Raw genomic sequence first — 26593 nt, forward strand, 5'->3', positions numbered from 1 at the left:
CTGCCGCTTTGGGGCGTATCGGGTCAAACCGCCGAACTATGGCCGGTCTTTTCCATTGCATAAGCGTCAAACACAGTGGCGATCATGCGTGTCAGCGGTCGGCCTTCTGGCGGTATGCCAAGCACGTCACCTTCACGGGTCACGAACGAACCGAATTTGGCTTTGACCGTGTCAAAAAGCGTTTCCACCTCCGCAGGCGGTGCGCCGAATTGCTCGGTCAACTCTGTCAGGGACACCCGGAAATCGCACATCAGGGCTTCAATCGCACGCCCGCGCCAGATGTCGGCAGGGGTAAAGACATGGCCGCGCGTGGTCGAAAACTCGCCCGCCTGCACGGATTTTTTCCAAGCCGCAGTTGCCGGAGCGTTTTGCGCATAGCCTTGGGGAAACCGAGAAATCGATGATGCACCAAGCCCGATCAGCACCGGGGCCAGATCGTCGGTATAGCCTTGGAAGTTGCGCCGCAGCACGCCGGCTTTTGCGGCCTTTGACATGCCATCATGGGGGCGGGCGAAATGGTCGATCCCGATCTCGTCATAGCCATCCCACATGAACAGGCGGCGCGCGGTGTCGAACAATTCCAACCGTTCTTCGGGGCGGGGCAGGGTGTCAGAAGGAATCATCTGCTGCCGACGCGCCATCCACGGAACATGCGCATAACCGTAAAGAGCAACCCGGTCGGGGCTAAGCGTGAGCAGCTTCTGCACCGAATCGGCAATCCGTTTCGGGGTCTGATGCGGCAAACCATACAGGATATCTGCGTTCAGGCTTGCAATGCCGCGCGCGCGAATCGCATCGACCGTGTTCTTCGTGATCTCAAAGCTTTGGTCGCGCCCGATGACCGCTTGGATTTCGGCGTCAAAATCCTGCACCCCAATAGAGGCGCGGGTCATTCCAGCCTCTGCAAGGGCATCAAGCCGGACTTCGTCAATCTCGTTGGGGTCAATCTCGACAGAGAATTCGCCCCCTTCGGCCAGTGGCGCGATGTCAAAGGCCAGCGCCGCGATGGCGCGCATCTCGTCGGCGGGCAGCATTGTCGGTGTCCCACCACCCCAATGCAGGCGCGACAGCTCAACCCCTTCGGGCAGGATGCGCCGCAGCATTTCCAGCTCATCTTTGAGCGTCTGCGCATAAGCGATCACGGGCGCGTCCGAACTGGTGCCCTGCGTGCGACAGGCGCAGAACCAGCACAGCCTGCGGCAGAACGGCACATGCAGGTAAAGCGATATCTGCGAACCGGGGGCGATCTGGCCGATCCAGTTGGCGAATGTCTGGCCTGTCAAGCCGGCGCTGAATTGCGGTGCGGTTGGGTAGCTTGTGTACCGCGGCACACGTGCGTCAAACAGACCGAGCTTTGAAAGTTGCGAAACATGTTTCATGTGTCTAGAATACAAGACAGTTCCACAATTTCCTTGATGTAGATCAATCCTGATGACACGCGCCTCCTCGACAACCAAAACATATAATCAGGATTGCTCTGATTGCCCGATCCGTCATCGTGCCGTCTGCGCGCGCTGCGAGGGCGACGAGCTGGAGCAACTGGAGCAGATTAAGTATTACCGCAGTTTTGAGGCTGGCCAGACCGTTGTCTGGGCGGGTGACAGCATGGATTTTGTCGCCTCTGTCGTGACCGGCATTGCGACCCTGTCCCAGACAATGGAGGACGGGCGCCGCCAGATGGTCGGGCTGTTGCTGCCATCGGATTTCATTGGCCGACCGGGACGCGAGACATCTGCCTATGACGTGACTGCGGCAACCGACACAGTGATGTGCTGCTTCCGCAGAAAACCCTTTGAAGACATGATGTTGCGCACGCCGCATATCGGGCAGCGCCTGTTGGAAATGACGCTGGACGAACTGGATGCCGCGCGCGAATGGATGCTGCTTCTGGGCCGCAAAACCGCGCGCGAAAAGATTGCCAGTCTGCTGACGATCATCGCTCGGCGCGATGCGTCCTTGCAACTGAGCATGGCCGATGGTGAGCTTAGCTTCGACTTGCCGCTGACCCGTGAAGCAATGTCCGAATATCTGGGCCTGACGCTTGAAACGGTCAGCCGCCAGATGTCGAGCCTGCGCAAAGAAGGGTTGATCGTGACCGAGGGTAAACGCCACATCACGATCCCTGACTTCGACCGCCTTCTGGAAGAAACCGGCGACGATTCGGACGGTGGCTTCCTAGTCTGACCGAACTTGTCCTACGCCGCAAACTTGACCAGCCAATGCCACATTGATGGCATATTGCGGTGTCAACCTGGCCAATCAATTTAACGCAGTCCGGGGGCAGGGCGTGTTCGACTGGGACAAGGATCAGGAAAGTTTGGTGGCCGCATCCGCAGAGCCGCAAATGATTGACAGTGCGTCGGGTCCAACCCGTTTGCGCGGCAGGCTGGGGCTGGGGCTGCTGGGCTTGGTCATAATGCTCGGCTTTGCCTATGAGAAGAATCTGCTCTCTCAAGTGCGCGGTGCGTCCAGCATTGGCCTGACCTTGTTCGATCAACCTAGCTTCGCGTCGGTGGTCGTAACCCTTCCCGAAGGGCTTGTTGCCTATGATGATGCACAGGCGCATGAATACCTTCGTGGTTTGCGATTGGCCGATAGGGCGACCCTGCAAGGTTATGCGGTGCGGGTCAGGTCCGATTTGGCACATGCTGACGCAATGCTCGCCCCCTACTTCCGGGATGCCGAGACGCTGATCCTAACCGAACTGACCCGCCGGGCTGACTAGAGCATGTTGCGCAAAAGTTGCTCTCAGTTTTGCGCAAAAAGACACCCGACCACCAAAGGCTAGAGTGGGTCGGGTGCCAATGAGCGCGACACGCCCTAGTGCATCATGAAAATCGGCGTCTTGGTGTCTGATAGTAAACTGCGCGTGGTGCCGCCAAGAATCGCTTGCCGCAACCGCGAATGACTATAGGCACCTATGACCAGAAGATCGCCGGCCTTGTCGCGCATGTGACGCTGCAAGGTCTGGGCCACGCCCGCCCCTGCGCTTGCAATAACAGAGACTTCTGCTTTCACGCCGTGCCGGGCCATCATCGTTGTTAGCAGACCGCCGGGGTCTGAACGTTCTTGCCCGTGCGAGGGCGGGTCGATGATAACAATATTCACAAGATCGGCCGCAATCAGAAGCGGCATCGCCGCGCGGGTTGCATGAAGCGCCTCTTCGCTTTGGTTCCATGCCAGCACGATCTGGCGGAATTCTGGCAGCCCTTTCATACCATCTGGCAGGATCAGAACCGCTGCGCTGCCGTCGAACAAGGCGGCTTCTGTCACAATTTCATCTTGCGGCCCGCGCCCCTCGCCATAGGGGCAGGGCAGCAGCACAAGGTCTGAAAACCGCGCCTTCAGCCCAACATAAGACCCGATCGCCCCCATCGTCACGACAACATCCTCGGTGCTCCAGCGGATGGGCCGTCCGTTCAGCTTTGCGCGCACGTCTTCGCGCAGGGTTTCGGCCTGACCTTGTAGCTGCTCCAGGGATTCTTGGTAGATGACGGCAGGTGCCCCGGCAAAGAAGCCGATTGGCTGTGTCGAATCGACTGCGATGCAACAAACTTCCAGGTGCGCGTCCGACCTTTGCGCCATCATGCTTGCGGTATCAAGGAATTCGTCCAGTCCCGTTGCGGTCGTGACAAAGCTGATGATTGACTTGTAGGCCATGGGTCTGCTCCTGCTTGTTTCGCCGTCACTGTTGCAGAAGTTAAGGATCCTCGCATTGATCCGCCGCAGATTAAACCGTGTGTTTCCTTGACCTAGGTCAAGGTCGCAAACTCCTGCCCGTGACAAAAGGCATCATCCAAAAATGTGTTTCCCGGCGTTAGACCGGGCGCGCGAATAGAAAAAGGGACGCAGATTATGTTGGGTTACACAAAGCTCGCCATTCTGGGGCTTGCGGTGGTCGTCGCCGCCGTGGCCGCCGGATTGGCACGCGACCTGTCATACATGATTCACGCATTGGTGTTCATGTTGTCGGCAGCGATCGCTTTCATCTGGCTGATCCGCCGTGTGGGTGAACCCGCCCCGGTGGTCGACCCGAACACCTATATGGACGGGCCGGTGCGCTATGGCGTAATTGCAACAGCCTTTTGGGGTGTTGTGGGCTTTCTTGTGGGCGTGGTCATCGCTTTCCAACTGGCGTTTCCGTATCTGAATTTTGAATGGGCCCAAGGGTTTATGAATTTTGGCCGCCTGCGCCCGCTGCATACATCTGCGGTGATTTTTGCCTTTGGTGGTAACGCGTTGATTGCAACAGCATTTTACGTTGTGCAGCGCACCTCTGCGGCGCGGCTGTGGGGCGGTAGCTTGGCGTGGTTCGTGTTCTGGGGCTATCAGGTATTCATCCTGTTGGCCGCGACCGGCTATGTCACCGGGTCGACCCAAGGCAACGAATACGCAGAACCCGAATGGCTGGCAGATCTGTGGCTGACCATTGTCTGGGTGGCGTTCCTTGCGATCTACATGGGCACGCTTATCAAGCGCCGGGAACCGCACATCTACGTTGCCAACTGGTTCTACCTGGCCTTCATCGTGACGGTGGCGATGCTGCACATCATCAATAACGTGCAGATCCCGGTGTCGTTCCTTGGCTCCACGTCTATCCCGGTCTGGTCGGGTGTGCAGTCGGCCATGATCCAGTGGTGGTATGGGCATAACGCGGTGGGCTTCTTCCTGACCGCCGGTTTCCTGGGCATGATGTATTACTTCATTCCCAAGCAGGCCGAACGCCCGGTCTATAGCTACAAGCTGTCGATCATGCACTTCTGGGCGCTGATCTTCCTGTATATCTGGGCTGGTCCGCACCACCTGCACTACACGGCACTTCCCGACTGGGCACAGACGCTTGGGATGACCTTCTCGATCATGCTGTGGATGCCAAGCTGGGGCGGCATGATTAACGGTCTGATGACGCTGTCTGGCGCATGGGACAAGCTGCGCACCGACCCGATCATCCGCATGATGGTGGTGGCCGTGGGCTTTTACGGCATGGCCACGTTCGAAGGGCCGATGATGTCGATCAAGGCCGTCAACAGCCTGTCGCACTATACCGACTGGACCATTGGCCATGTGCATTCCGGCGCGCTTGGTTGGAACGGCATGATTACATTTGGGGCGCTTTACTATCTGGTGCCGAAACTGTGGCAGCGCGAGGGGCTTTATAGCCTGCGTCTGGTCAGCTGGCACTTCTGGCTCGCGACCATCGGGATCGTGCTTTACGCCGCGTCCATGTGGGTGACCGGCATCATGGAAGGCCTGATGTGGCGTGAAGTGGATGCGCAGGGTTTCCTCGTGAACTCTTTCGCCGACACGGTTGCTGCGAAATTCCCGATGTATGTGGTGCGCGGCCTGGGCGGAACGCTGTTCCTCGCTGGTGCGATCATCATGTGCTACAACCTGTGGAAAACTGTGACCAGCACGGCAGAGCGCAAGCCTGCCAGTGCCGGTGCCGCAGTGCCCGCTGAATAAAGAAAGGGCACGGAAATGGGACTTCTTGACCATCACGGCAAGATCGAACGCCACGCCACGTTGTTGCTGGTTCTCAGCTTCCTCGTGGTCAGTATCGGGGGCATCGTGCAGATTGTGCCTTTGTTCTACCTCGACAACACCATCGAGAAGGTGGAGGGCATGCGCCCCTATTCGCCGCTGGAGATCGCTGGACGCGAGATTTACCGGCGCGAGGGCTGCTATGTCTGCCACAGCCAGATGGTGCGCCCGATGCGGGACGAGGTCGAGCGTTACGGCCATTACAGCCTTGCAGCGGAATCGATGTATGACCATCCATTCCAATGGGGGTCCAAGCGCACCGGGCCGGACCTGGCCCGTGTCGGCGGTCGCTACTCGGATGACTGGCATGTGCAACACATGATTAAGCCGCAAAGCGTTGTGCCGGAATCGATCATGCCATCTTACGGTTTCATGATGAACCGCGAACTGGACCGTTCGGACGCCGAGAAGGTGAGAGACATCATGGGCGTCTACCGCATGCTTGGTCATCCTTATACGGATGAGATGATGGATACGGCAGTTACCGATTTCTTCGCACAGGTCGAACCGTTCGGAGACCCGGTCGCAGACCGCTATCCGGGCGCACAACAGCGCAATTTCGACGGGCAGGATGCTGTCACAGAAATGGATGCTGTCATCGCCTACCTGCAAATGCTGGGCACGCTGGTCGATTTCGAGACCTTCGTTCCCGACGCATCGCGCTAACGAAAGGAGGAAACGCAATGGAAACCTATACCTTGCTGCGTGCCTTCGCCGATAGCTGGCACCTGTTGTTCATGTTTTGCTTCTTTATCGGGGTGTTTCTCTACATCCTGCGCCCCAGTGGCAAGAAGGTCCACCGTGACACGGCGAACATGATTTTCCGCAACGATGACAAGCCTGCCGCGCCGGATAACCGCGAGCGGCAAGCCCGTCACGCCGACCTGAGAGAGGCCAAGTGATGGCTGACAATTCGAAAAAAAGCGCCAACCACCAAAAGGGCGATCCGTCCACGACCGGGCATAGCTGGGATGGTATCGAGGAATTCGACAACCCGATGCCGCGTTGGTGGGTCTGGATTTTCATCCTCTGCGTTATCTGGTCGGTCGGCTATTGGATCGTGTACCCGGCTTGGCCGGGGATCAACAAGGCGACAAGCGGTGTGCTGGGCTATTCCTCGCGCTCCGAGGTCGTTAAAGAGATCGCGGAGTTCGAAGCGCGCCACGATGTGCTATTCGCACAAATCCTTGAAACCGAGCCGGGCGAGTTGGCAAATGATGAAGACCTGCACCGTTTCGCCGTAAACGCTGGTGCATCGGTCTTTGCGGCGCAGTGCTCGCAGTGCCATGGTGCCGGCGGCGCTGGCGTGCAGGCCGGCGGCTTTCCCAACCTGCTGGACGATGATTGGCTTTGGGGCGGCACGCAGGATGATATCGTGCAGACGGTTGCTTACGGTATCCGCAACGAGGACCACCTTGACGCGCGGTATTCGGAAATGCCCGCTTTCGGACGTGATGAACTGCTGAGCGAAGAGGAAATCCAGCAAGCAACGCATTTCGTTCTGTCCCTGTCCGGGTCGGACCATGACGCGCAACTGGCTGCGGCCGGGGCAGAAGTTTATGATTACAACTGCTCTTCCTGCCATGGTGTCGAAGGCGAAGGCGACACGTTCCTTGGCGCGCCCGCGCTGAATGACCAGATCTGGCTTTATGGCGGTTCGCAAGAAACCGTCTATGAAACCATCTATTATTCGCGCTTTGGCGTCATGCCCGGCTTTGACGGCCGTTTGCGCGAAGCGGAAATCCGCGCGGTTGCCGCCTATGTCCACCAGCTTGGTGGCGGCGAGTAAATCTGACATTTGGATCAAAGAACCAACCCGGCCTGTTATGCAGGCCGGGTTTTTCTGTGCTTATGCTCAGCGGGTTTTGCGTGGCGCTACAAGCTGAACACGGTCCGTCATATGATTGACTCGGCTGTTTGGTGTTGTCGCACCATTCGGCCTTGTGTCCGTGTGCGAGAGAGCGTCGATCCGGCTTGCGACGGATAGCATTTTTGCATGAATTTCTAACATTGAAGCCTCCGGGGTTGCGATGTCTGTGCTTTCATTTGTATCTTTGTAAAACAAAATGCGACTCTGAATTTCATTCAATATAAAAGCCTAGCTTACATGACTGACTGGCGCGATATGCCACCACTCTCGGCGCTGCGGGCGTTTTCCGCCGTGGCGGAAAACGGATCGGTTGTTGCGGCCGCCGCGCGGCTGGGTGTGACCCATGCCGCGATCAGCCAGCAGATAAGGGCGCTTGAAAAAGCACTCGACCTGCCTTTGGTTTCGCGCTCTGGTCGCAAGATCGCGCTCACCGACGATGGGCGCCAGCTGGCGCACGGTCTCGGCCTGGGCTTTGCCGAAATCTTGCGCAGTGTCAGCGCCTTGACTGAAGCGCAGCGGGAACGTCCTTTGCAAGTGACCACAACGGCTATGTTCGCCAGCACATGGCTGGTGCCGCGACTTGGGTCGTTTCGGCTGGCTCATCCGGGCGTTGACCTTGTGCTTGACCCATCTCCCGCCCTGCGCCCGCTGGAGCCCGGCGGCTTCGACGCCGCGATCCGGCATGGCACCGGTGATTGGCCGGGGTTTGAGCAGCGCAAGCTAATGGATGCACCGCTTGTCGTCGTGGCATCGCCTGCTTTGCTGAACGGCCCGCTCGAAGGCGGACCCGATGCGCTGACAGGGCTGCCGTGGTTGAGTGAGTTGGAACAGAACGAGGCGTCTTTGTTTCTGTCACGACAAGGGATCGCCAAGGCGCTTAGTGGAGGAGTGATCCACCTGCCCGGCAACCTGGTTCTGGACGCCGCGCGCGGTGGGCATGGCTTGGCCGTTGTGACCGAAGTGCTGGTTGCCGCGGATATCGCCAGTGGCAACCTTCAGGTTGTTTTGCGCGATCAGATCGACAGGGGATATTATCTTGTAACCCGTCCCGGTGTGCAGCGCCCACCCTTGCGGGCGTTTTGCCGCTGGCTAAAAGCCGAGGCCGCGCGCGTGCCGGGACTGAATGTCGCAGCGCTTGGGGTTTGATCTGCATCAAGGTAAGGGCCATCTGTCTTTCGTAGGAAATCACAGGCTTGCTTAGGCTTGCCGCGCCGGTCTCTGTTTTCCTGTTCGCGCGTGTTACCGGAGACCGGCGCTGTCATGCCCGCAGCTTACTCCACCAATCGTAAAAACTCGAATTTGCTTTGCGGTTTTTGACGCAGGTCAAGGACGGCGCGCAAGGCGCATGAAACAACCGCGGCAAGCCACAGTCAGGAGCCAAGCGTGAGTTCGTCAGATCAAAGCCCCCCATCGCTTTACGCCAAGCGCGAACCAATTTTCCCGCGCCGCGTAAAGGGCAGTTTCCGCACCATGAAATGGTGGCTTCTGGCTGGAATGCTGGGGCTGTATTACATCTTGCCCTGGATACGCTGGGATCGCGGCCCCGAAATGCCCGATCAGGCAGTGCTGCTGGACCTGCAAGGGCGTCGTTTCTTCTTCTTCATGATCGAAATCTGGCCGCATGAGTTCTACTTCGTGGCGGGCCTGCTTATCATGGCGGGGATCGGGCTGTTCCTGTTCACCTCGGCCTTGGGCCGGGTCTGGTGCGGCTATGCCTGCCCGCAAACCGTTTGGACCGACCTGTTCATTCTGGTCGAGCGTTGGGTCGAAGGTGACCGTAACGCGCGTTTGCGTCTGCACCGCAAGAACTGGGATTTCGAGAAGGTCCGCAAATACGGTCTGAAATGGGTGTTGTGGTTCCTGATCGGCATGGCGACCGGCGGGGCATGGGTGTTCTATTTCGCGGATGCGCCGACACTTCTGGTCAACCTGTTCACGGGTCAGGCCCCGATGATCGCCTATCTGACGATCCTTATTCTGACCATGACCACCTTCTTGTTCGGCGGTTTTTTCCGCGAACAGATCTGCATCTATGCTTGCCCGTGGCCGCGGATTCAGGCTGCGATGATGGATGAGGACACGCTGACAATCGACTACCGCGACTGGCGCGGAGAGCCGCGCGGCAAGCACCGTAAAAGCGAGGGCGCAGAAAACCTTGGCGACTGCATCGACTGTATGGCCTGCGTGAATGTCTGCCCCATGGGCATCGACATTCGCGACGGGCAGCAAATGGCCTGTATCACCTGCGGTTTGTGCATTGACGCTTGCGACGAGGTGATGGACCGGATCGGCAAGCCGCGCGGCTTGATCGGTTATATGGCATTGTCCGACCATGAAAGCGAACGCGGGGGTAAGGCGCCGAAATCGGTTTGGAAACATGTCTTCCGCCCCCGCACGATGGTCTATACCGCAATCTGGTTGGCGGTGGGCGTTGGTCTGGTCGTGGCGCTCTTCATCCGCGCCGATCTGGATATGAGCGTGTCACCCGTGCGCAATCCGACGCATGTGGTGCTGTCGGATGGAACCGTGCGCAATGCCTATGACGTGCGCTTGCGCAACATGGCCAATGAACAACGCGATTTTGTGCTCTCGATTACAGAAAACGCGGATTTGCGCATGTCGGTCGAAGGTGAAGATAACACGACGATTACGCTTAACCCCGACGAGATGGCGCAGGTCCGTGTCTATCTGGAAGCGCCGAACGGCACCGACGCGGCTGCGGCACAACGCAGCACCGTGCGACTTTGGGCCACGATTGCCGGAAGTCAGGATAGGGTTTATTCTGAAACCGTGTTCAATGGGAGAGGTCAATGACCAAGGATAACGATGGCACAGGATTTCGCATGACCGGGCCGAAAGTGCTGGCAATCATGCTGACAGCCTTCGGAACGATCATCGCGGTCAACCTGACCTTGGCCTATTCGGCGGTCAGCACCTTTCCGGGCCTGGAGGTGAAGAACTCTTACGTCGCCAGCCAGAACTTCAACGAGGAACTGGCCGCGCAGCAAGCGTTGGGATGGAATGTCAGCGCCGATATTGCGGGGGACGAACTTGTTCTGTCCATCATCGGTCCAGATGGCTACCCGGCCCAAGTTGCCACGCTGGATGCGCTTCTGGGCGCCGCCACCCATGTCCGTGACGACCAGCGTCCCGATTTCGTGTTTTTGGACGGGGCCTTTCGCGCCCCTGTTCAGATCGCGCCCGGCAACTGGAATATCCGCCTGCGTGCCACGGCCGCTGATGGCACCTTGTTCCAGCAGCGCGTGGTGCTGCATGTTGACGGGTAGTCACGGATGACCACCATTCGCGCTTCGGGCTGCCCGGCCTGTGCGGCGGCGCCAGCAGCAGAAAGTTTGGCCCGCGCCGATCTGCCCCGCGCGCGGGTGCTGCTATCGGTTCCAGAGGTGCATTGCGCGGCCTGCATTTCCACGATCGAGCGTGACCTTGCCAAGATGCCGGGAGTCAATTCTTCGCGGTTGAACCTGACGTTGAAACGGCTGAGCGTTGATGCGGATGCCGGAATCGAACCCGCAGATGTGATCGCCCGGTTGAATGCCTTGGGCTATGATGCGCATGAACTGGACGCGGGCACGCTGTCCATGACGGAAACCGAACGCCAAGGCCGCGAGTTGCTGATGCGGCTGGGCGTGGCGGGCTTTGCCATGATGAACATCATACTGCTATCGGTCGCGGTGTGGTCCGGGGCAGACGGGCCGACCCGCGACATGTTTCACCTTATTTCCGCGGTCATCGCCATTCCAACCGTGGCCTTCGCGGGCCAGCCGTTTTTCCGCAATGCTTGGAAGGCCTTACGCGCGGGCCGCATCGATATGGACGCGCCGATCAGCTTCGCCATTCTGCTGACGCTGGGCCTGTCGATTTTTGAGACGCTGCAATCGGGCGCCCATGCCTATTTCGATTCGGTCGTCATGCTGATTTTCTTCCTGCTGGCAGGCCGGTATCTGGATTTCCGCGCGCGTGCCGTCGCGCGCTCTGCCGCGCAGGAACTGGCCGCTTTGGAAGTGCCGCGCGCCATTCGGGTGCGGGACGGGGTCGAAAGCACCGTTAATGTTGCCGAACTGGCGGTGGGCGATCTGGTTCTGGTGCGTCCCGGTGGGCGTATGCCGGTGGATGGGGTTGTCATCGCAGGCCAGTCGGAACTGGACCGCGCGTTGCTGACGGGCGAAACCCTGCCGGTTTTCGCGGGCGAAGGTGCCGTTGTCAGCGCCGGCGAGGTGAACCTGACCGGCCCCCTGACCGTTCGGGTTACGGCGGCTGGCAAGGACAGTTCCTTGCACCGCATGGCCGATCTGGTCGCCAATGCTGAATCCGCGCGCACAAAATACACCACGCTCGCGGAACGCGCCGCGCGCGCTTATGCGCCGACCATTCCGTTGCTGTCGTTGGGCGCTTTCGCGGTCTGGATGTATCTGACCGGCGGCGATGTCCGCGTTGCGATCAATGTCGCGGTTACAACGCTCATCATCACCTGCCCCTGTGCGCTGGGTCTGGCCGTGCCTGCCGTGGTCACGGCGGCAAGCGGCAAGCTGTTCCGCAAAGGGTTGCTCATCAAGGACGGCACCGCGCTGGAACGGTTGGCAGAGGTGGACACGGTCGTTTTTGACAAGACCGGCACCCTGACCATGGGCACGCCTGTGCCGACCAATTTGGACGGCCTGCCAGAGGATGCCCGCCGCGTGGCCCTGGCCTTGGCAGAGGCGTCGGGCCACCCGCTGGCCACCTCGCTGGCCAAAGGGCTGCGCGATATGGGCCTGCGCCCCGCGTTGGTGTCCGATCTGGCCGAAGTGCCGGGTTATGGTGTTGAAGGGCAATGGAACGGTGCGCGTGTGCGCTTGGGTCGCGCGGCTTGGGTTGGGGCAGACGCGGTGACGACCACCGCTGCTTATCTGTCGTTGGATGGTCTAACCCATCCGCTCACCTTCACCGACCAGTTGCGCCCCGGCGCCGAAGAGGTTGTGCGCGCGCTGCACCAGCAGGGTGCGCAGGTTTGGCTGATGTCGGGCGATGTGCCGGGCGCGGTGCAATCCTTGGCCGAGCGGCTGGGGATAAAGCATTGGCAGGCCGAAGCCCTGCCGCAAGACAAGGCCGCAAAGGTCGAGGCGCTGCAAGCCCGCGGTGCCAAGGTGCTGATGGTTGGTGATGGCCTGAACGACACCGTGGCGCTCAGCACCTCACATGTGTCAATATCCCCCGCCAGTGCGCTCGATGCCGCGCGCGCGGCGTCTGACATGGTCATGTTGGGGCGCGATATTGGGCCAATTGCCGATGCGCTGCGCATGTCGGGTCAGGCCAAGCGCCGCATCCGCGAGAATTTCTGGCAATCCGGCGTGTATAATGCGATCTTTGTGCCCGTGGCGCTTGTTGGCCTTGCGACACCGCTTATCGCGGCGGCGATCATGTCTGTCTCGTCCATCTCTGTCACGCTGAATGCGTTGCGGCTGAAGTAAAGACACCTATGGAAGTTCTGACCATCCTTATCCCGGTCTCATTGATCCTTGGCCTATTGGGCTTGGGGGCGTTTATCTGGACTTTGCGCAAGGGCATGTATGATGATCCGGATGGCGACAGCCAGCGCATACTGACCGACGAATACGACGACAAACCAAAACCGGTGGACAAGAACCGGTAGTCAGGTTGCATCCTCTGGGCGGTTCTTCTTCCAGCGTCGATGGGTCCACATCCATTGGTCCATATGCTGCCGCACAAGTGCTTCGAGCGATGTATTCAGCGCTTTTGTCATCGTGACCGGATCGCTATGCGGAATCGGGGCTTCGATGCGCACATTGAAATTCAGCCCGTCCGGCTGGCGGATACCGTAAACCGGCACCAGCAGCGCATTGTATTTCAGCGCCATTTCGGCAGCAGAGAGAGCCGTGCGCGCAGGCTGGCCCATGAAATCCAGAAGCTCTCCGTGTTGCATGTAATGATCGGCCACCAGCCCGACCATGCCGCCTTGCCGTAGGAAACGCAGCATTTTGACCAGCCCGTCTCGCCCCCGCGCGAAAACCGGCGTGCCGATGCGCGAAATTGCGGCGACATAACGCGCGTTGAAGGCCGGGTTGCGCATCGGCATGTAAAACCCGGCAACCTTGAAGCCCTGCGCTAAAAGCAGGGCGCGCGCTGCGTCGTAGTTTCCCAGATGGCCGGTCACAAGGATAACGGGCTGGCCCTTTGCATGCGCGTCATGAAGATAGGCAAGCCCGCTCCCTTCAACCTCGGAGCGCGTGGCATGCGCGACGAATTCCGCGCCCGAAAATATCTCGCCTATGGTCCGTGCCATGTTGCCCGGAACCTGCTGCGCGATGCGGTTGCGCTCTGCCATGGGTAGTTCTGGCGCGACCATTGACAGATTGGCCCGCACCCGGCTGCGCAGTCCCGCCAAAGGACCAATCACATGCGCCCCAAGCCAGCCAAGCAGTGGAATGCGCTGTCGGTAGGGAAGGGGCTTCAACCCCTCCAAAAACGCGGCGGCCAGCCAGTCTTGGGCGCGGTGACGCAGGCTTATAGAGCCAAGCTTTGCCATCAATAACTGTAATCGGCATAAATGCGCGACAGATCGCCTTGCCAGTCGCCGTGGTAGCGGGCCAGCAATTCATCCGCCGGGGTTTGCCCGGTTTCCAGTGTTTCTTTCAGCGCGTTCAGGAAATGGGTTTCATCGGGCAACAACCCACCCGCACCGGGGCAGGCACGCGCTTTCAGCCCCGATTCGGCAATGGCGACAACTTCGCGCGCGATGTCATACAGTTTCACCCCGCCGTATGCGCCACCCAGCGCATCCACAGACGCCGCCAAGCGCAGCCCGTCACGGGTTTCTGCATCCCAACCCTTGGCCAGGTCCCAGGCGGCATCCAGCGCGGATTGATCGTAGCACAGCCCGACCCACAAGGCGGGCAGCGCACAGAGCCTGCGCCACGGGCCGCCATCGGCCCCGCGCATCTCGATGAATTTCTTCAGCCGCGCTTCGGGGAAAATGGTGGTCAGATGATCCGCCCAATCCGAGAGTGTTGGCATCTGGCCGGGCAGCGCGGGCAATTCGCCGCGCATGAAGTCGCGGAAGGACTGGCCCAATGCGTCAATATATTTGCCGTCGCGATAGACAAAATACATCGGCACATCGAGCGCATACTCCACCCATGCCTCGAACCCGAAACCGTCCTCGAACACGAAAGGCAGCATACCCGTGCGCGCGGCATCCAGATCGCGCCAGACGCGCGCGCGCCAGCTTTTATGGCCGTTTGGTTTGCCGTCCAGAAACGGCGAATTGGCAAACAGCGCGGTGGCCACGGGTTGCAGTGCCAGCGCCACGCGCAGCTTTTGGACCATGTCGGCTTCGGACCCGAAATCGAGATTCACCTGCACCGTGCAGGTCCGATACATCATGGTTTTGCCCATGGTGCCGACGCGGTCCATGTAATCGGTCATCAGTTTGTAACGGCCCTTGGGCATGACGGGCATTTGCTCATGCGACCAAATGGGCGCGGCCCCCAGCCCGATAAACTCCACCCCGATACCTTCCGCAACGGAACGCACTTCGCGCAGATGCTGGTTAACCTCGTCGCAGGTCTGGTGAATGTTTTCCAGCGGTGCGCCCGACAGTTCCAACTGCCCGCCGGGTTCCAAGGACACATTCGCTCCGTCCTTTTCCAGCCCGATAATATGCCCCGCTTCCAAGACCGGAGCCCAGCCGTAGCGGTCGCGCAGCCCTTCCAGCACAGCGCGGATGGATCGCGGGCCGTCATAGGGCAGGGGGTTCAGCGTGTCGCGGCAATAGCCGAATTTTTCATGCTCGGTCCCGATGCGCCACTGGTCTTTGGGCTTGCAGCCGGCGGCCAGATATTCGGCAAGTTGGGCCTTGCTTTCGATCGGCCCGCCGCCGGTTTGGGGAATAGACATCTGGCGCTTCCTTATTCGTGTCGCGGGCAGACTTGGGCCGGGGGCGCGGCCAAGTCAAGCCTTGGCAAGTCTCACAGGGCGGCGGCTGGGGTGCAACCAAAGCACGCGGGCGGTTTGCGGGTGGTCCAGTGCGTCCAGAACATCGGCCATGCGCAGACCCTTAAGCTGCGCGAAGGCGTCGAACAGGGCATCTGCACCTTGGGCGGAAACGGGGATGTGCAGGGCTTCCTCTGGCGTGACCAGACGCCATGTCGCGCCATGATCCACAAGGTGCAATTCCACGATCTGCCCGATTCCGACAAATCCGCCCGTCTCCGGCCCGAAATAGCTGATCTGTCCTTCGACGATCTGCACGATGCCGGGTGCTGCGGTCTCTCGGTGGAAGCGCAAGCGCCGCCATGCGAGCAACGCCAGCCCCAGCCCGGTGGCGATAATTGCGGCCCCGATTATCTGGATGAACCGATCATGACTTTGCAAGGTCCACAGACCAAAGGCTGCAAGTGCCATGCTGGCTATCACCTCTGACCAGCGGCGCAAGCCTTCGACAAGTTCGGGGCGAATGACGCTCATGTCGGGTTGCCCAATGTGACCGGGTCTTGCAGCAGCGCCACGCGGTAGCTGCCGATCTTCTCGAACCCGATTTTTTCATAGGCATGGGCAGCAGGGGCGGAATTGGCGAACAATATGGCGCGTTCTAGTCCTGCCCCACGCAGGTCCGCCAGATGGCCCGCGATGACCCGCCCCGCGCGGCCCTGCCCCCGCAGATCCGGGGGCACGAACACGCCGCCAATCTGCACCACGCCGCGCGCCACGCTGTTCAGCCCGGTCATCGCGGTGATGCGCGCATCCTCTACCAGCAGGCGCACGCGGTCGGACCTGATTGCAGATTCGCCCCGGTGCCGGGCTGCGTCGCCACCGGGATGGGTGCGCGTTTCGGTCATATAAGCGTCGAACCATGCGACCAGCGTGTCGCGGTCCTGTTCAATCGGGGCGCGCAGGGTGGCATCAGAAACTTTTAGCGTGGCAAGGTCCAGCGCATAGAGCGGCTCTTCATGGTTCACCTGCCAGACAGCCTCGCCCAGCGGCAGCGTATCAAGGATCAGGGCCACTTGATCTGACGCCCCGGTCATGCCGCGTAACGTGTAGCCTTTCAGTAGATGGGCGTAGGTCTGCGCCTCCAACGCTGTCAGGCGGGGAATCTGACACATCAGCAGCCCACCATTCGTCGCCCCGAAGACGCCGATAATGCCATCCCCGGTTTCTTGCAGAAAAAATGTCGTGCCATGCGGGTGGTCGGTGTTGTCCGTGCCATAGGCGTCCAGATTGCCAAGCAGGAACATGGAGCTTTCGACATGCGCTTCCAGGAATGCACCCAATGCAGAGACATCCTCTGGTCCGGCCTTGCGGATCATGCCCAATCTCCTGCTGTGGATTGCCAGAGCGTCAGTGCAGCCACCGCTGCGGTGTCGGCGCGCAAGATACGTGGGCCAAGCGAAATGGGATGAACCATCGGCAATGCGCGCAGCCGGTCGCGCTCGGACGGGGAGAACCCACCCTCGGGACCTATGAGCAGGGCTGCGGGGGCAGGCGGCATGGGGGCAGGGGCGGCGGTTTCAGCCAGACCTTCATCCGCCCAGATCAGCGCGCGCCCCTCGGGCCAGTTGGCCAACAGGCGCGAGAGCGGCTGCAAGTCTTCAACCACGGGAACAAATGTGCCGCAACATTGCTCTGCGGCCTCTACCGCATGGGCTTGCAGCCGGTCCTGACGGATGCGGTCGGAATTGGTAAATTCTGTCTGCACCGGTAGGATACGCGCGGCGCCCATCTCGGCGGCCTTTTCCACGATGAAATCGGTGCGCGCTTTTTTGATCGGCGCAAAGATCAGCCACAAATCGGGCGGGTCCCGCTGTGGCGTAATCTGATGCTGGCACTGCAACCGTCCACCACGCTTGCCAGCCTCGACAACCTCTGCCAGCCACGCCCCATCATGCCCATTAAACACGGCGATAGCCGCACCCGGACCCAGCCGCATGACGTTGAACAAGTAATGCGCATGGTCGCGCGACAGGTCCAACCCTTGCCCCGCCCCCAAGGGCTGCTCTAGAAAGAGCCTGATTTTGACCGCTTCGCCAGACATGGGGCCGAATTTATGGATAATGACCCGCAAAGGCCAGAGGGCACGGACACACCCGTTGCCGATGCTTATGCGCAGAACTGGGTCGACCGTCACGCCCCCCCGCATCTGCGGCCCTATTTGCGGTTGTCTCGGATAGACCGGCCCATTGGCACATGGCTTTTGCTGTTGCCGTGCTGGTGGGGTGCGTTTCTGGGGGCAGCGGCTGCGCCCAATGCTGCGGGTTGGCTGACGGTCTGGATCGTCGTTGCCTGCGGCATTGGCGCGGTGCTGATGCGCGGCGCGGGCTGCACATGGAATGACGTCACGGACCGGGATATTGACGACAAGGTCGCGCGCACCCGGTCACGCCCCATCCCGTCTGGTCAGGTCACGACACGCCAGGCGCTGATCTGGATGGGTCTGCAAACCGGCGTGGCGGCACTGATCCTGTTCACCTTCAACTGGAACGCTGTGGGGTTGGGTGTTCTGTCGCTGGCGTTGGTCGCGATTTACCCTTTCGCCAAACGTTTTACATGGTGGCCGCAGGTGTTTCTGGGATTGGCCTTCAACTGGGGTGCGGTGCTGGCATGGACGGCGCAAACCGGCAGTTTGGGGCTGCCCGCGATTTTCCTGTATCTGGCCGGTATAAGCTGGACGCTGTTTTACGACACGATCTATGCGCACCAAGACCGTGAGGATGATGCGCTGATCGGCGTGAAATCGACTGCGCGGCTGTTTGGCGACAACACGGATAAATGGCTGCGCGGGTTTCTGGTTGGCACAGTGGTGCTGATGTCTTTGGCGATCATTTACGCGCTGGCGCCTTTGGCCAACCCGTTGGCCATGTCCATCGGGCTGGGAGGCGCCTGGGCCATGGGGTGGCACATGCAATGGCAGTTGACGAAGCTGGACATTGATGATGGCGCGGTCTGCCTAAAGCTGTTTAGGTCTAATCGTGACGCCGGGCTTTTGCCTGCGCTGTTTCTTGCCGCCGCCCTATTCGCCTGATTGCGCGGCCCGCTTGAAGGCGCTAGGGGACAAGCATGAAACGCTTTCTCGACCGATTGCTCTCTGCGGCAACACCGCTTCTGATCCAGTATAAATGGTATGGGATGACGGGCATCGCATTTGTTGCCGCAGCCCTGCTGGCGCTTGGCGGCGCGCAACTGAGCGCGCGCGCGTTGGAAAATGTTGTCGCGCGCGAGACTGCAAGCGCACTTATTACCGAAGGGCTGGATTGGGCAGAGGTTGAAACCGATGGTTTGTTGCTGCGTTTGAGCGGCGAAGCCCCGACAGAAGCCTCTCGTTTTAACGCCATCAGCACGGCAAACCAGATCGTTTCTGCCGAACGTATTCTGGATGAGATTACCGTAAAACCCGCAACCGAAATTGCTGCGCCTGATTTCTCGATGGAGATATTGCGCAACGGGTTGGATGTGCAGATGGTTGGGCTTGTGCCGTGGGAGTTCGACCTGAGCGCATTCCAAGCACGAGTCGAGGCAGTTGATGCGGAATTGTCGGTCGAAAACATGTTGGAAACGGCAGGCTACCCCGAACCCTTTGCATGGGCCAGCGCGACAGACTTTGCCTTGAGTGCCTTGGCGTCTTTGAATGCTGCCAAGATTTCCATCTCGCCGGGGCGGGTTAATGTCGTCGGTTTGACCGGCTCTGAAGACGAGCGCGACCGCATCAGAATAGAGCTGGCCCGCGAGCGGCCGCGCGACGTGATCGCCGCGCTTGACATCAGCGCCCCGCGCCCCGCGATCAGCCCATTCACCCTGCGGTTCGTGTTGGATGAGGACGGCGCGCGTTTTGATGCCTGCGCCGCCGATACGCAGGACGCCCGCAGCGCGATCCTGAACAGCGCGCGCGCCGCCGGTGCCAGCGGGCGCTTGGAATGCATTGTCGGTCTGGGTGCGCCGACCCCGGATTGGCAGGATGGGGTCGTTGCGGCATTGGATACCATCGCACAGATGGGGGCTGGCACGGTCACGTTCTCGGACACGGATGTTACGATGGTGGTGCCTGCAACAGTCGGGTCGGACGTGTTCGACAGACGGATCGGTGCCTTGGAAGGTCGGTTGCCTGATGCTTTCTCGCTAGATGCGGTGCGTCTGCCGCCCAGCGATTCGCAGTTGGCGGCGGTTCAGGATCAGGCCGAATTCGGCGCGCGTCTGTTGGAAAACGGCGCGGTTATGCTGTCAGGGCGTCTGACCGATGCACGAACGCGTGATGCCGTGCGCAGTCTGGCGCAGGCGAACTTTGGCCCGGATGCCGTGACCATGGCGGCCCGGCTTGACCCGGATTTGCCGGGGGGGTGGCCTTTGAAGGCACTTTTGGCGGTGGATGTTCTAAGCTATCTTAACACGGGAACGGTGCGGGTCGTGCCGGACCGGGTAGAGATTTCCGGTGTCTCTGGCCTGACGGATGCGTCTGACCAGATTTCACGCCTGCTTGCCGACAAGCTGGGGCAGCGGGCCGTGTTCGCATTGGACGTCACCTATGACGAGGCGTTCGACCCTATTGCGCAGCTGCCTACCCCGGCGCGCTGCAAAGGCTGGATCGACGAGATCATCACGGATCGCAAGATCACCTTCGACCCCGGTTCCACCTCTATCACCGGGGATGCCATCGGTGTTCTGGATGAAATAGCAGAGGTGCTGCGAGGTTGTGGCCGCATGAGCATGGAAGTGGCGGGCCATACCGACAGTCAAGGACGCCTGGAAACCAATATGCGGCTTAGCCAACAACGTGCGGAAGCCGTTGTTGCCGGGCTGATGGCGCGTGGCGCCCTTGTCAGCGAGTTCGTGGCGAAAGGCTATGGCCCTGAATTTCCGATTGCGGATAATGCCACAGAGTCAGGCCGCGAAGACAATCGACGGATTGAATTTTCCTTGATCGGCGCGTCGCTTGAAGCTGCGCGCGCAGAGCTTGCGCCAGAAGGTAACACGCCCGCCGAAGACGCAGAATTGCAGGAGTTGCCCGACGAATCGGAGCTTGCGATCCCTGTCAGCCCTGGCGAAGATGCCGCTCTTCGCCCCCGCACACGCCCGGACCGGGCCGAGTAAGTAACAGGATCGTTTCAGATGAACCGTATGCAATTCGTTCTTGTCACTGCCCTTGTGCTGTTCGTGGCCTTTGCGCTGGGCTGGTTCACCAACTGGTTGATCCATCGTTTCACACGGGTGCGCCAGCAAGATCTGGGCGAGTTGGACAAGATGGCACAGGCCCTGCATGAGGCAGAAGAAATCCGCGATCAGGCGATCACCTATGTCGAGACCCGCGAGCGCGACATGACAGCGCGCATAAGGCAACTGGAAGCCGAGGTTGACGCTGCCATGGCCGGCCTGCGCGAAGCTCGTGCAGAGGCCGAGTATTATCGTAGCCAGATGCAGGGCGGCACGCCGCAATAATGCTGTTGGACGGCGCGGCGAGAATTTGGCCCTTGGCATCGGGTGCGTATTCGACTAACACGCCCACGTCTCAGGGAAGATCGTTTGATTTTGCCTGTGATGATTCGTCCGAGACGGTGGGTGGTGCCTAGCATCATAAATCCTGCCTGAGGCGGGACAGAAACAATTTTCTGACCGGGGATTTCCTCGGGCGAAATTGGAGAGTGCCCGTTCGGACCTCTTGCCGGGTGTAACAGCCCGGCGCAACGAGCCGAGGGGGCGACCCCTCGAAAATTGGAGAGACCCTGTGGATAGAGCCCAAAAAGAGAAAGTGGTCGAGGAACTCGGCCAGATCTTCGAAAGCTCTGGCGTGGTTGTGGTAGCACATTACGCTGGCCTCACGGTTGCTGAGATGCAGGTTCTGCGCGCTCGCATGAGCGAAGCGGGCGGAGCTGTGCGTGTCGCCAAGAACAAGCTCGCCAAGATCGCCCTGGAAGGAAAGCCTTGCGAAAGCATTTCCGGCCTTCTGACAGGTATGACCGTTCTTGCCTATTCCGAAGACCCCGTCGCGGCTGCGAAGGTGGTTCAGGACTACACCAAGGAAAACGCCAAGCTGGTGGTTCTTGGTGGTGCTATGGGCAGTTCGGCTCTGGACCCCGATGGTGTCAAAGCTGTGGCCGCCATGCCCTCACGCGAAGAGCTTATTGCTCAGGTCGTGTCGTGCATCGGTGCTCCTGCTTCGAACATTGCCGGTGCGATCGGTGCGCCTGCTTCCAATATTGCCGGCATCCTTTCGACGCTCGAAGAGCGCGAAGCGGCATAAGCAACCAATGGCCCGCGTGGCGTGTGATCGCCCGCGTTGGACAAACAAACCTGAACAGAACGGAACAGAACAATGGCTGACCTTAAAGCACTTGCAGAGCAGATCGTGAACCTCACCCTGCTGGAAGCACAAGAACTGAAAACCATCCTGAAGGATGAATACGGCATCGAGCCCGCTGCTGGCGGCGCCGTAATGATGGCAGGCCCGGCTGGCGATGCTGGCGCGGCCGAAGAAGAAAAAACCGAATTCGACGTCGTCCTGATGGAAGCTGGCGCCAACAAGATCGCGGTCATCAAAGAAGTCCGCGGCATCACCGGTCTGGGCCTGAAAGAAGCCAAGGACCTGGTCGAAGCTGGTGGCAAGGCCGTGAAAGAAGGCGCTCCGAAAGAGGAAGCCGAAGAAATCAAGAAGAAGCTCGAAGAAGCTGGCGCGAAAGTCGAGCTCAAGTAATTGGGCGGGATGCGCGGCATCTCGACCCCCTCAATTTGAAACTGGGGCCAGAGCATATCTGGCCCCAGTTTATCGCTGTTTCTGGACAGCCCTTTGTTTTGGGTTATCTGCCCGAACGCCAAAGCGCAGAGGATTGTCCAGGGAAAGTGATCGGCTCGGGAGCGGACCTGTGGGAGGGTTTGCAGGAATAGAGCCTCTGACCCATTTCGCAAGCGGCCGGCGGCTGAGGCCCGACAGCCTGCCCGCCCGCGAAGACAAAGAAGGTGACCACGCATATGGCGCAAACCCATATTGGCCAGAAACGCATCCGCAAGATGTTCGGCAAAATCCGCGAAGTGCTGGAGATGCCGAACCTGATCGAGATTCAGAAATCGTCTTATGACTTGTTTCTGCGCTCAGGAGATTCCGACACCCCGCATGACGGCGAGGGGATCATGGGCGTGTTCCAGTCGGTTTTCCCGATCAAGGATTTCAACGAAACCGCTACGCTGGAATTCGTGAAATACGAGCTGGAAAAGCCGAAATACGACACCGAAGAATGCATGCAGCGCGACATGACCTATGCCGCACCGCTGAAGGTAACGTTGCGTCTGATCGTGTTTGATATTTCCGAGGAAACCGGCGCGAAGTCGGTCAAGGACATCAAAGAACAAGACGTGTTCATGGGTGACATGCCGCTGATGACCGGCAACGGTACGTTCATCGTGAACGGCACCGAGCGCGTTGTGGTCAGTCAGATGCACCGCAGCCCCGGCGTGTTCTTTGACCATGACCAAGGCAAAACGCACAGCTCGGGCAAGCTGCTGTTCACCTGCCGGATCATTCCCTATCGCGGGTCGTGGCTGGATTTCGAGTTCGACGCCAAGGATTTGGTTTTCGCGCGCATCGACCGCCGCCGCAAACTGCCTGTGACCAGCCTGCTTTATGCCCTAGGCATGGATCAGAATGCGATCATGGATGCCTATTACAACAAGGTTAGCTTCCGGCTGGAGAAGAACAAGGGTTGGGTCACCAAGTTCTTCCCCGAGCGCGTGCGCGGCACCCGCCCTGCCATGGATCTGGTCGATGCTGCGACCGGCGAAGTGATTTGCAAGGCTGGCGACAAGATGACCCCGCGCATGGTCAAGAAACTGATCGACGCAGGCGAAGTCACCGAGCTGCTGGTGCCGTTTGACAATATCGTCGGGCGCTATGTGGCCAACGACATCATCAACGAAGAAACCGGCGCGATTTATGTCGAAGCCGGGGATGAGTTGACGTGGGAGCTGGACAAGGACGGCGAAGTCAAGGGCGGCACGCTCAAGACCCTGCTGGACAATGGCATCACCGATATCGAAGTGCTCGACATTGATGGTGTGACGGTTGGCCCATACATCCGCAATACGATGGCGGCTGACAAGAACTGGAACCGCGAAACCGCATTGCATGACATTTACCGCGTTATGCGTCCGGGTGAGCCGCCGACCTATGACACCGCGTCGGCCCTGTTCGACCAGTTGTTCTTCGATTCCGAGCGTTATGACCTCTCTGCCGTTGGTCGCGTGAAGATGAACATGCGCCTGCAACTCGATGCGCCCGATACGCTGCGCACGCTGCGCCCCCAAGACATCGTCGCCTGTGTGCGCGGCCTTGTGGAATTGCGTGACGGCAAGGGCGAGGTTGACGACATCGACCACCTTGGCAACCGTCGTGTGCGGTCCGTGGGCGAGCTGATGGAAAACCAGTATCGCGTCGGCCTGCTGCGCATGGAGCGCGCGATCCGTGAGCGCATGTCTTCGGTCGAGATTGACACGGTCATGCCGCAGGATCTGATTAACGCGAAACCGGCCGCTGCCGCAGTGCGTGAATTCTTCGGGTCGTCGCAGTTGTCGCAGTTCATGGACCAGACCAACCCACTTTCTGAGGTGACGCACAAGCGCCGCCTGTCCGCGCTTGGGCCGGGCGGTCTGACCCGCGAACGCGCGGGCTTCGAGGTGCGCGACGTGCACCCCACCCATTACGGTCGTATGTGCCCGATTGAGACGCCGGAAGGTCAGAACATTGGTCTGATCAACTCTCTGGCGACCTTCGCGCGGGTCAATAAATACGGCTTCATCGAAACCCCCTATCGCAAGGTCGAAGGTGGCAAGGTGACGGATGAAGTCGTTTACCTGTCCGCCACCGAGGAGCAGCGCCACACGGTGGCACAGGCGAATGCCGTGCTCGACGAAGAAGGCCGTTTCGTCAACGAAATGGTCTCGACCCGCGTCGGCGGCGATTTCATGCTGAACCCGATCGAGAATGTCGACCTGATCGACGTGTCGCCGAAGCAGCTTGTTTCGGTTGCCGCATCGCTCATCCCGTTCCTCGAAAACGATGACGCGAACCGTGCCTTGATGGGCTCGAACATGATGCGTCAGGCTGTGCCGTTGTTGCAGGCCGATGCACCGTTGGTCGGCACCGGTATGGAAGCAACCGTGGCCCGCGATTCGGGCGCTGCGATCATGTCGCGCCGCGCCGGGATCATCGACCAGGTCGACGCACAGCGTATCGTGGTGCGCGCGACAGAGATGCTGGAACCGGGCGAGCCGGGCGTCGACATCTACCGTCTGCGCAAGTTCAAGCGGTCGAATGCCTCGTCCTGCATTAACCAGCGTCCGCTGGTGACGGTGGGCGAGCAAGTGACGCGCGGTCAGGTGATTGCCGATGGCCCCTGCACCGACCTTGGCGAATTGGCCGTGGGTCGTAACGTGGTCGTCGCCTTCATGCCGTGGAACGGCTACAACTACGAAGACTCGATCCTGATCTCGGAGCGCATCCTGAAGGATGACGTGTTCACGTCGATCCATATCGACGAATACGAAGTGGCCGCGCGCGACACCAAGCTTGGCCCGGAAGAGATCACCCGCGATATCCCGAATGTGGGCGAGGAAGCACTGCGCAACCTCGACGAAGCAGGTATTGTCTATGTCGGTGCCGAAGTGCAGGCTGGCGACATTCTGGTCGGCAAGGTCACGCCCAAAGGCGAAAGCCCGATGACGCCGGAAGAAAAGCTGCTGCGCGCCATCTTTGGCGAAAAGGCATCGGATGTGCGCGACACCTCGCTGCGTCTGCCGCCGGGTGCCTATGGCACGATCGTGGAAGTGCGCGTCTTTAACCGCCACGGTGTGGAAAAAGACGAGCGCGCGCTTCAGATCGAGCGCGAGGAAATCGAACGCCTGTCGCGCGATCGCGATGACGAGTTGGAGATCCTTGAGCGCAACATCTATGGCCGTCTGCAACAGCTCATCATGGGCAAGACCGCTGTCAAAGGTCCAAAAGGCGTGAAGGCCAATTCCGAGATCACTGAGGAATTGCTCTCCAGCCTGAGCCGTGGCCAGTGGTGGCAACTTGCCCTCGCTGACGAAGCCGAGGCGCAAGAGGTCGAGGCCCTGAACGCGCTTTACGATCAGCAGAAGCGTCAGCTTCAGGCTCGCTTCGACGACAAGGTCGAGAAAGTTCGTCGTGGTGATGACCTGCCGCCGGGCGTGATGAAGATGGTCAAAGTCTTCGTCGCTGTGAAGCGCAAACTGCAAGCCGGTGACAAGATGGCTGGGCGTCATGGCAACAAGGGTGTTATCTCCAAGATCGTGCCTGTCGAAGACATGCCGTTTCTGGCCGATGGCACCACGGTCGACATGGTTCTGAACCCGCTTGGTGTGCCGTCGCGTATGAATGTGGGGCAGATCCTTGAAACCCATATGGGCTGGGCGCTGCGCGGCTTGGGGGTCCAGATTGACGAAGCGTTGCAGGATTATCGTCGCTCGGGCGACATGACCCCCGTGCGCGAAGCTATGCGGATCGGCTATGGTGATGAGACCTACTCCGATGTGTTCGCGGACATGGAGGATGCGGCCCTTATCGATTCTGCCGGAACCGTCACCAAGGGCGTGCCCATTGGCACACCCGTTTTCGACGGTGCGAAAGAGGCTGATGTGAACGATGCGCTGACTCGCGCGGGCTTTGACACATCGGGTCAATCGGCGGTGTTTGATGGGCGCACGGGCGAGAAATTCGCACGGAACGTCACCGTGGGCGTGAAATATATGCTCAAGCTGCACCACCTTGTCGATGACAAGCTGCACGCACGCTCGACCGGGCCTTACAGCCTTGTCACACAGCAGCCGTTGGGTGGTAAAGCGCAGTTCGGTGGCCAGCGTCTGGGTGAGATGGAGGTCTGGGCACTGGAAGCTTATGGTGCCGCCTACACCTTGCAAGAGATGTTGACGGTCAAGTCGGATGACGTCGCGGGCCGGACCAAAGTCTATGAATCGATCGTCAAGGGCGAAGACAATTTCGAGGCCGGCGTGCCCGAATCCTTCAACGTGCTGGTGAAGGAAGTCCGCGGCCTTGGCCTGAACATGGAACTCCTGGATTCGGAGGAGGACGAGTAAGCGGTACGCGCCGGACCCTTTCAAAGGGTCCGGTCCGTTTTCTTTCAAAGAAAACGGTGCTGCGCCTTCTTTCAC

At 59.8% G+C, this 26593-nt stretch carries 24 protein-coding genes; 17 read left to right on the forward strand and 7 right to left on the reverse strand.

Annotation, left to right across the window (positions count from 1 at the left end):
* Window positions 1-23: 23 nt before the first annotated feature.
* Entirely contained in the window at window positions 24-1379 is a 1356-nt protein-coding gene (gene hemN, locus M3N55_RS10005; RefSeq protein WP_249058454.1) for an oxygen-independent coproporphyrinogen III oxidase, read from the reverse strand.
* Between the two features lie 52 nt (window positions 1380-1431).
* On the opposite strand from hemN, the gene fnrL reads away from it, so the two are divergent.
* Window positions 1432-2184, forward strand: coding sequence for a transcriptional regulator FnrL (gene fnrL, locus M3N55_RS10010; RefSeq protein ID WP_249058455.1), 753 nt, complete (start codon window positions 1432-1434; stop codon window positions 2182-2184).
* A 46-nt stretch (window positions 2185-2230) separates the two neighbouring features.
* Window positions 2231-2725: a hypothetical protein gene (locus M3N55_RS10015; protein ID WP_249058456.1), complete on the forward strand. Its 495-nt coding sequence runs from the start codon at window positions 2231-2233 to the stop codon at window positions 2723-2725.
* Between the two features lie 95 nt (window positions 2726-2820).
* Here the strand turns inward: M3N55_RS10015 and M3N55_RS10020 are convergent, their stop codons facing one another.
* Entirely contained in the window at window positions 2821-3660 is an 840-nt protein-coding gene (locus M3N55_RS10020; RefSeq protein WP_249058457.1) for a universal stress protein, read from the reverse strand.
* Between the two features lie 195 nt (window positions 3661-3855).
* Between M3N55_RS10020 and ccoN the strand changes: the two genes are divergently transcribed.
* The 9 genes from ccoN (at window position 3856) to ccoS (ending at window position 13061) form a co-directional block, all read left to right on the forward strand.
* Complete coding sequence (gene ccoN / locus M3N55_RS10025) at window positions 3856-5463, forward strand: cytochrome-c oxidase, cbb3-type subunit I (protein ID WP_249058458.1); 1608 nt, start codon at window positions 3856-3858, stop codon at window positions 5461-5463.
* A 15-nt stretch (window positions 5464-5478) separates the two neighbouring features.
* On the forward strand, window positions 5479-6207 hold the full coding sequence (gene ccoO / locus M3N55_RS10030; protein WP_249058459.1) for a cytochrome-c oxidase, cbb3-type subunit II: 729 nt from the start codon (window positions 5479-5481) through the stop codon (window positions 6205-6207).
* A 17-nt stretch (window positions 6208-6224) separates the two neighbouring features.
* Window positions 6225-6443, forward strand: coding sequence for a cbb3-type cytochrome c oxidase subunit 3 (locus tag M3N55_RS10035; RefSeq protein ID WP_249058460.1), 219 nt, complete (start codon window positions 6225-6227; stop codon window positions 6441-6443).
* A complete protein-coding gene (ccoP, locus tag M3N55_RS10040; RefSeq protein WP_249058461.1) occupies window positions 6443-7330 on the forward strand; it encodes a cytochrome-c oxidase, cbb3-type subunit III in 888 nt (295 codons plus the stop codon). Before M3N55_RS10035 ends, ccoP begins: the two co-directional genes overlap by 1 nt.
* A 318-nt stretch (window positions 7331-7648) precedes the next feature.
* Window positions 7649-8557 (forward strand): LysR family transcriptional regulator, encoded by a 909-nt coding sequence (locus tag M3N55_RS10045; RefSeq protein ID WP_249058464.1) that lies wholly within the window; start codon window positions 7649-7651, stop codon window positions 8555-8557.
* 237 nt (window positions 8558-8794) lie between these two features.
* Window positions 8795-10225, forward strand: coding sequence for a cytochrome c oxidase accessory protein CcoG (ccoG, locus tag M3N55_RS10050; protein WP_249058465.1), 1431 nt, complete (start codon window positions 8795-8797; stop codon window positions 10223-10225).
* Window positions 10222-10698, forward strand: a complete 477-nt coding sequence (locus M3N55_RS10055; protein WP_249058466.1) for a FixH family protein — start codon at window positions 10222-10224, stop codon at window positions 10696-10698. The genes ccoG and M3N55_RS10055 overlap by 4 nt, the downstream gene beginning before the upstream one ends.
* Window positions 10699-10704: 6 nt before the next feature.
* A complete protein-coding gene (locus M3N55_RS10060) occupies window positions 10705-12879 on the forward strand; it encodes a heavy metal translocating P-type ATPase (RefSeq protein ID WP_249058469.1) in 2175 nt (724 codons plus the stop codon).
* An 8-nt stretch (window positions 12880-12887) separates the two neighbouring features.
* A complete protein-coding gene (ccoS, locus tag M3N55_RS10065; protein ID WP_249058471.1) occupies window positions 12888-13061 on the forward strand; it encodes a cbb3-type cytochrome oxidase assembly protein CcoS in 174 nt (57 codons plus the stop codon).
* Here ccoS and M3N55_RS10070 read toward each other — a convergent pair whose 3' ends face one another.
* Genes M3N55_RS10070 through M3N55_RS10090 form a run of 5 tightly spaced genes read right to left on the reverse strand, consistent with a single transcriptional unit; the run spans window position 13062 to window position 17462 of the window.
* Window positions 13062-13955, reverse strand: a complete 894-nt coding sequence (locus M3N55_RS10070) for a lysophospholipid acyltransferase family protein (protein ID WP_249058473.1) — start codon at window positions 13953-13955, stop codon at window positions 13062-13064.
* Complete coding sequence (locus M3N55_RS10075; RefSeq protein ID WP_249058474.1) at window positions 13955-15325, reverse strand: glutamate--cysteine ligase; 1371 nt, start codon at window positions 15323-15325, stop codon at window positions 13955-13957. Before M3N55_RS10075 ends, M3N55_RS10070 begins: the two co-directional genes overlap by 1 nt.
* A gap of 54 nt (window positions 15326-15379) precedes the next feature.
* Entirely contained in the window at window positions 15380-15895 is a 516-nt protein-coding gene (locus M3N55_RS10080; RefSeq protein ID WP_249058475.1) for a hypothetical protein, read from the reverse strand.
* The gene (locus M3N55_RS10085) at window positions 15892-16737 is read right to left on the reverse strand and encodes a GNAT family N-acetyltransferase (protein WP_249058476.1); all 846 of its coding nucleotides are present in this window, start codon (window positions 16735-16737) and stop codon (window positions 15892-15894) included. Before M3N55_RS10085 ends, M3N55_RS10080 begins: the two co-directional genes overlap by 4 nt.
* On the reverse strand, window positions 16734-17462 hold the full coding sequence (locus tag M3N55_RS10090) for a 16S rRNA (uracil(1498)-N(3))-methyltransferase (protein WP_249058477.1): 729 nt from the start codon (window positions 17460-17462) through the stop codon (window positions 16734-16736). The genes M3N55_RS10085 and M3N55_RS10090 overlap by 4 nt, the downstream gene beginning before the upstream one ends.
* A 12-nt stretch (window positions 17463-17474) precedes the next feature.
* Here M3N55_RS10090 and ubiA point away from each other — a divergent pair, with 12 nt between their 5' ends.
* The 6 genes from ubiA (at window position 17475) to rpoB (ending at window position 26518) form a co-directional block, all read left to right on the forward strand.
* A complete protein-coding gene (gene ubiA, locus M3N55_RS10095; RefSeq protein ID WP_249058478.1) occupies window positions 17475-18449 on the forward strand; it encodes a 4-hydroxybenzoate octaprenyltransferase in 975 nt (324 codons plus the stop codon).
* Window positions 18450-18484: 35 nt separating this feature from the next.
* Entirely contained in the window at window positions 18485-20509 is a 2025-nt protein-coding gene (locus M3N55_RS10100; RefSeq protein ID WP_249058479.1) for an OmpA family protein, read from the forward strand.
* Between the two features lie 18 nt (window positions 20510-20527).
* Window positions 20528-20854 (forward strand): hypothetical protein, encoded by a 327-nt coding sequence (locus M3N55_RS10105; RefSeq protein ID WP_249058481.1) that lies wholly within the window; start codon window positions 20528-20530, stop codon window positions 20852-20854.
* 286 nt (window positions 20855-21140) lie between these two features.
* A complete protein-coding gene (rplJ, locus tag M3N55_RS10110; RefSeq protein WP_249058483.1) occupies window positions 21141-21656 on the forward strand; it encodes a 50S ribosomal protein L10 in 516 nt (171 codons plus the stop codon).
* Window positions 21657-21728: 72 nt separating this feature from the next.
* Window positions 21729-22106, forward strand: coding sequence for a 50S ribosomal protein L7/L12 (rplL, locus tag M3N55_RS10115; RefSeq protein ID WP_249058485.1), 378 nt, complete (start codon window positions 21729-21731; stop codon window positions 22104-22106).
* A gap of 275 nt (window positions 22107-22381) precedes the next feature.
* Entirely contained in the window at window positions 22382-26518 is a 4137-nt protein-coding gene (rpoB, locus tag M3N55_RS10120) for a DNA-directed RNA polymerase subunit beta (RefSeq protein ID WP_249058487.1), read from the forward strand.
* The last annotated feature ends 75 nt before the right edge of the window (window positions 26519-26593 follow it).

This window comes from Roseinatronobacter domitianus (genome assembly GCF_023336755.1).
Taxonomy (GTDB): domain Bacteria; phylum Pseudomonadota; class Alphaproteobacteria; order Rhodobacterales; family Rhodobacteraceae; genus Roseinatronobacter; species Roseinatronobacter domitianus.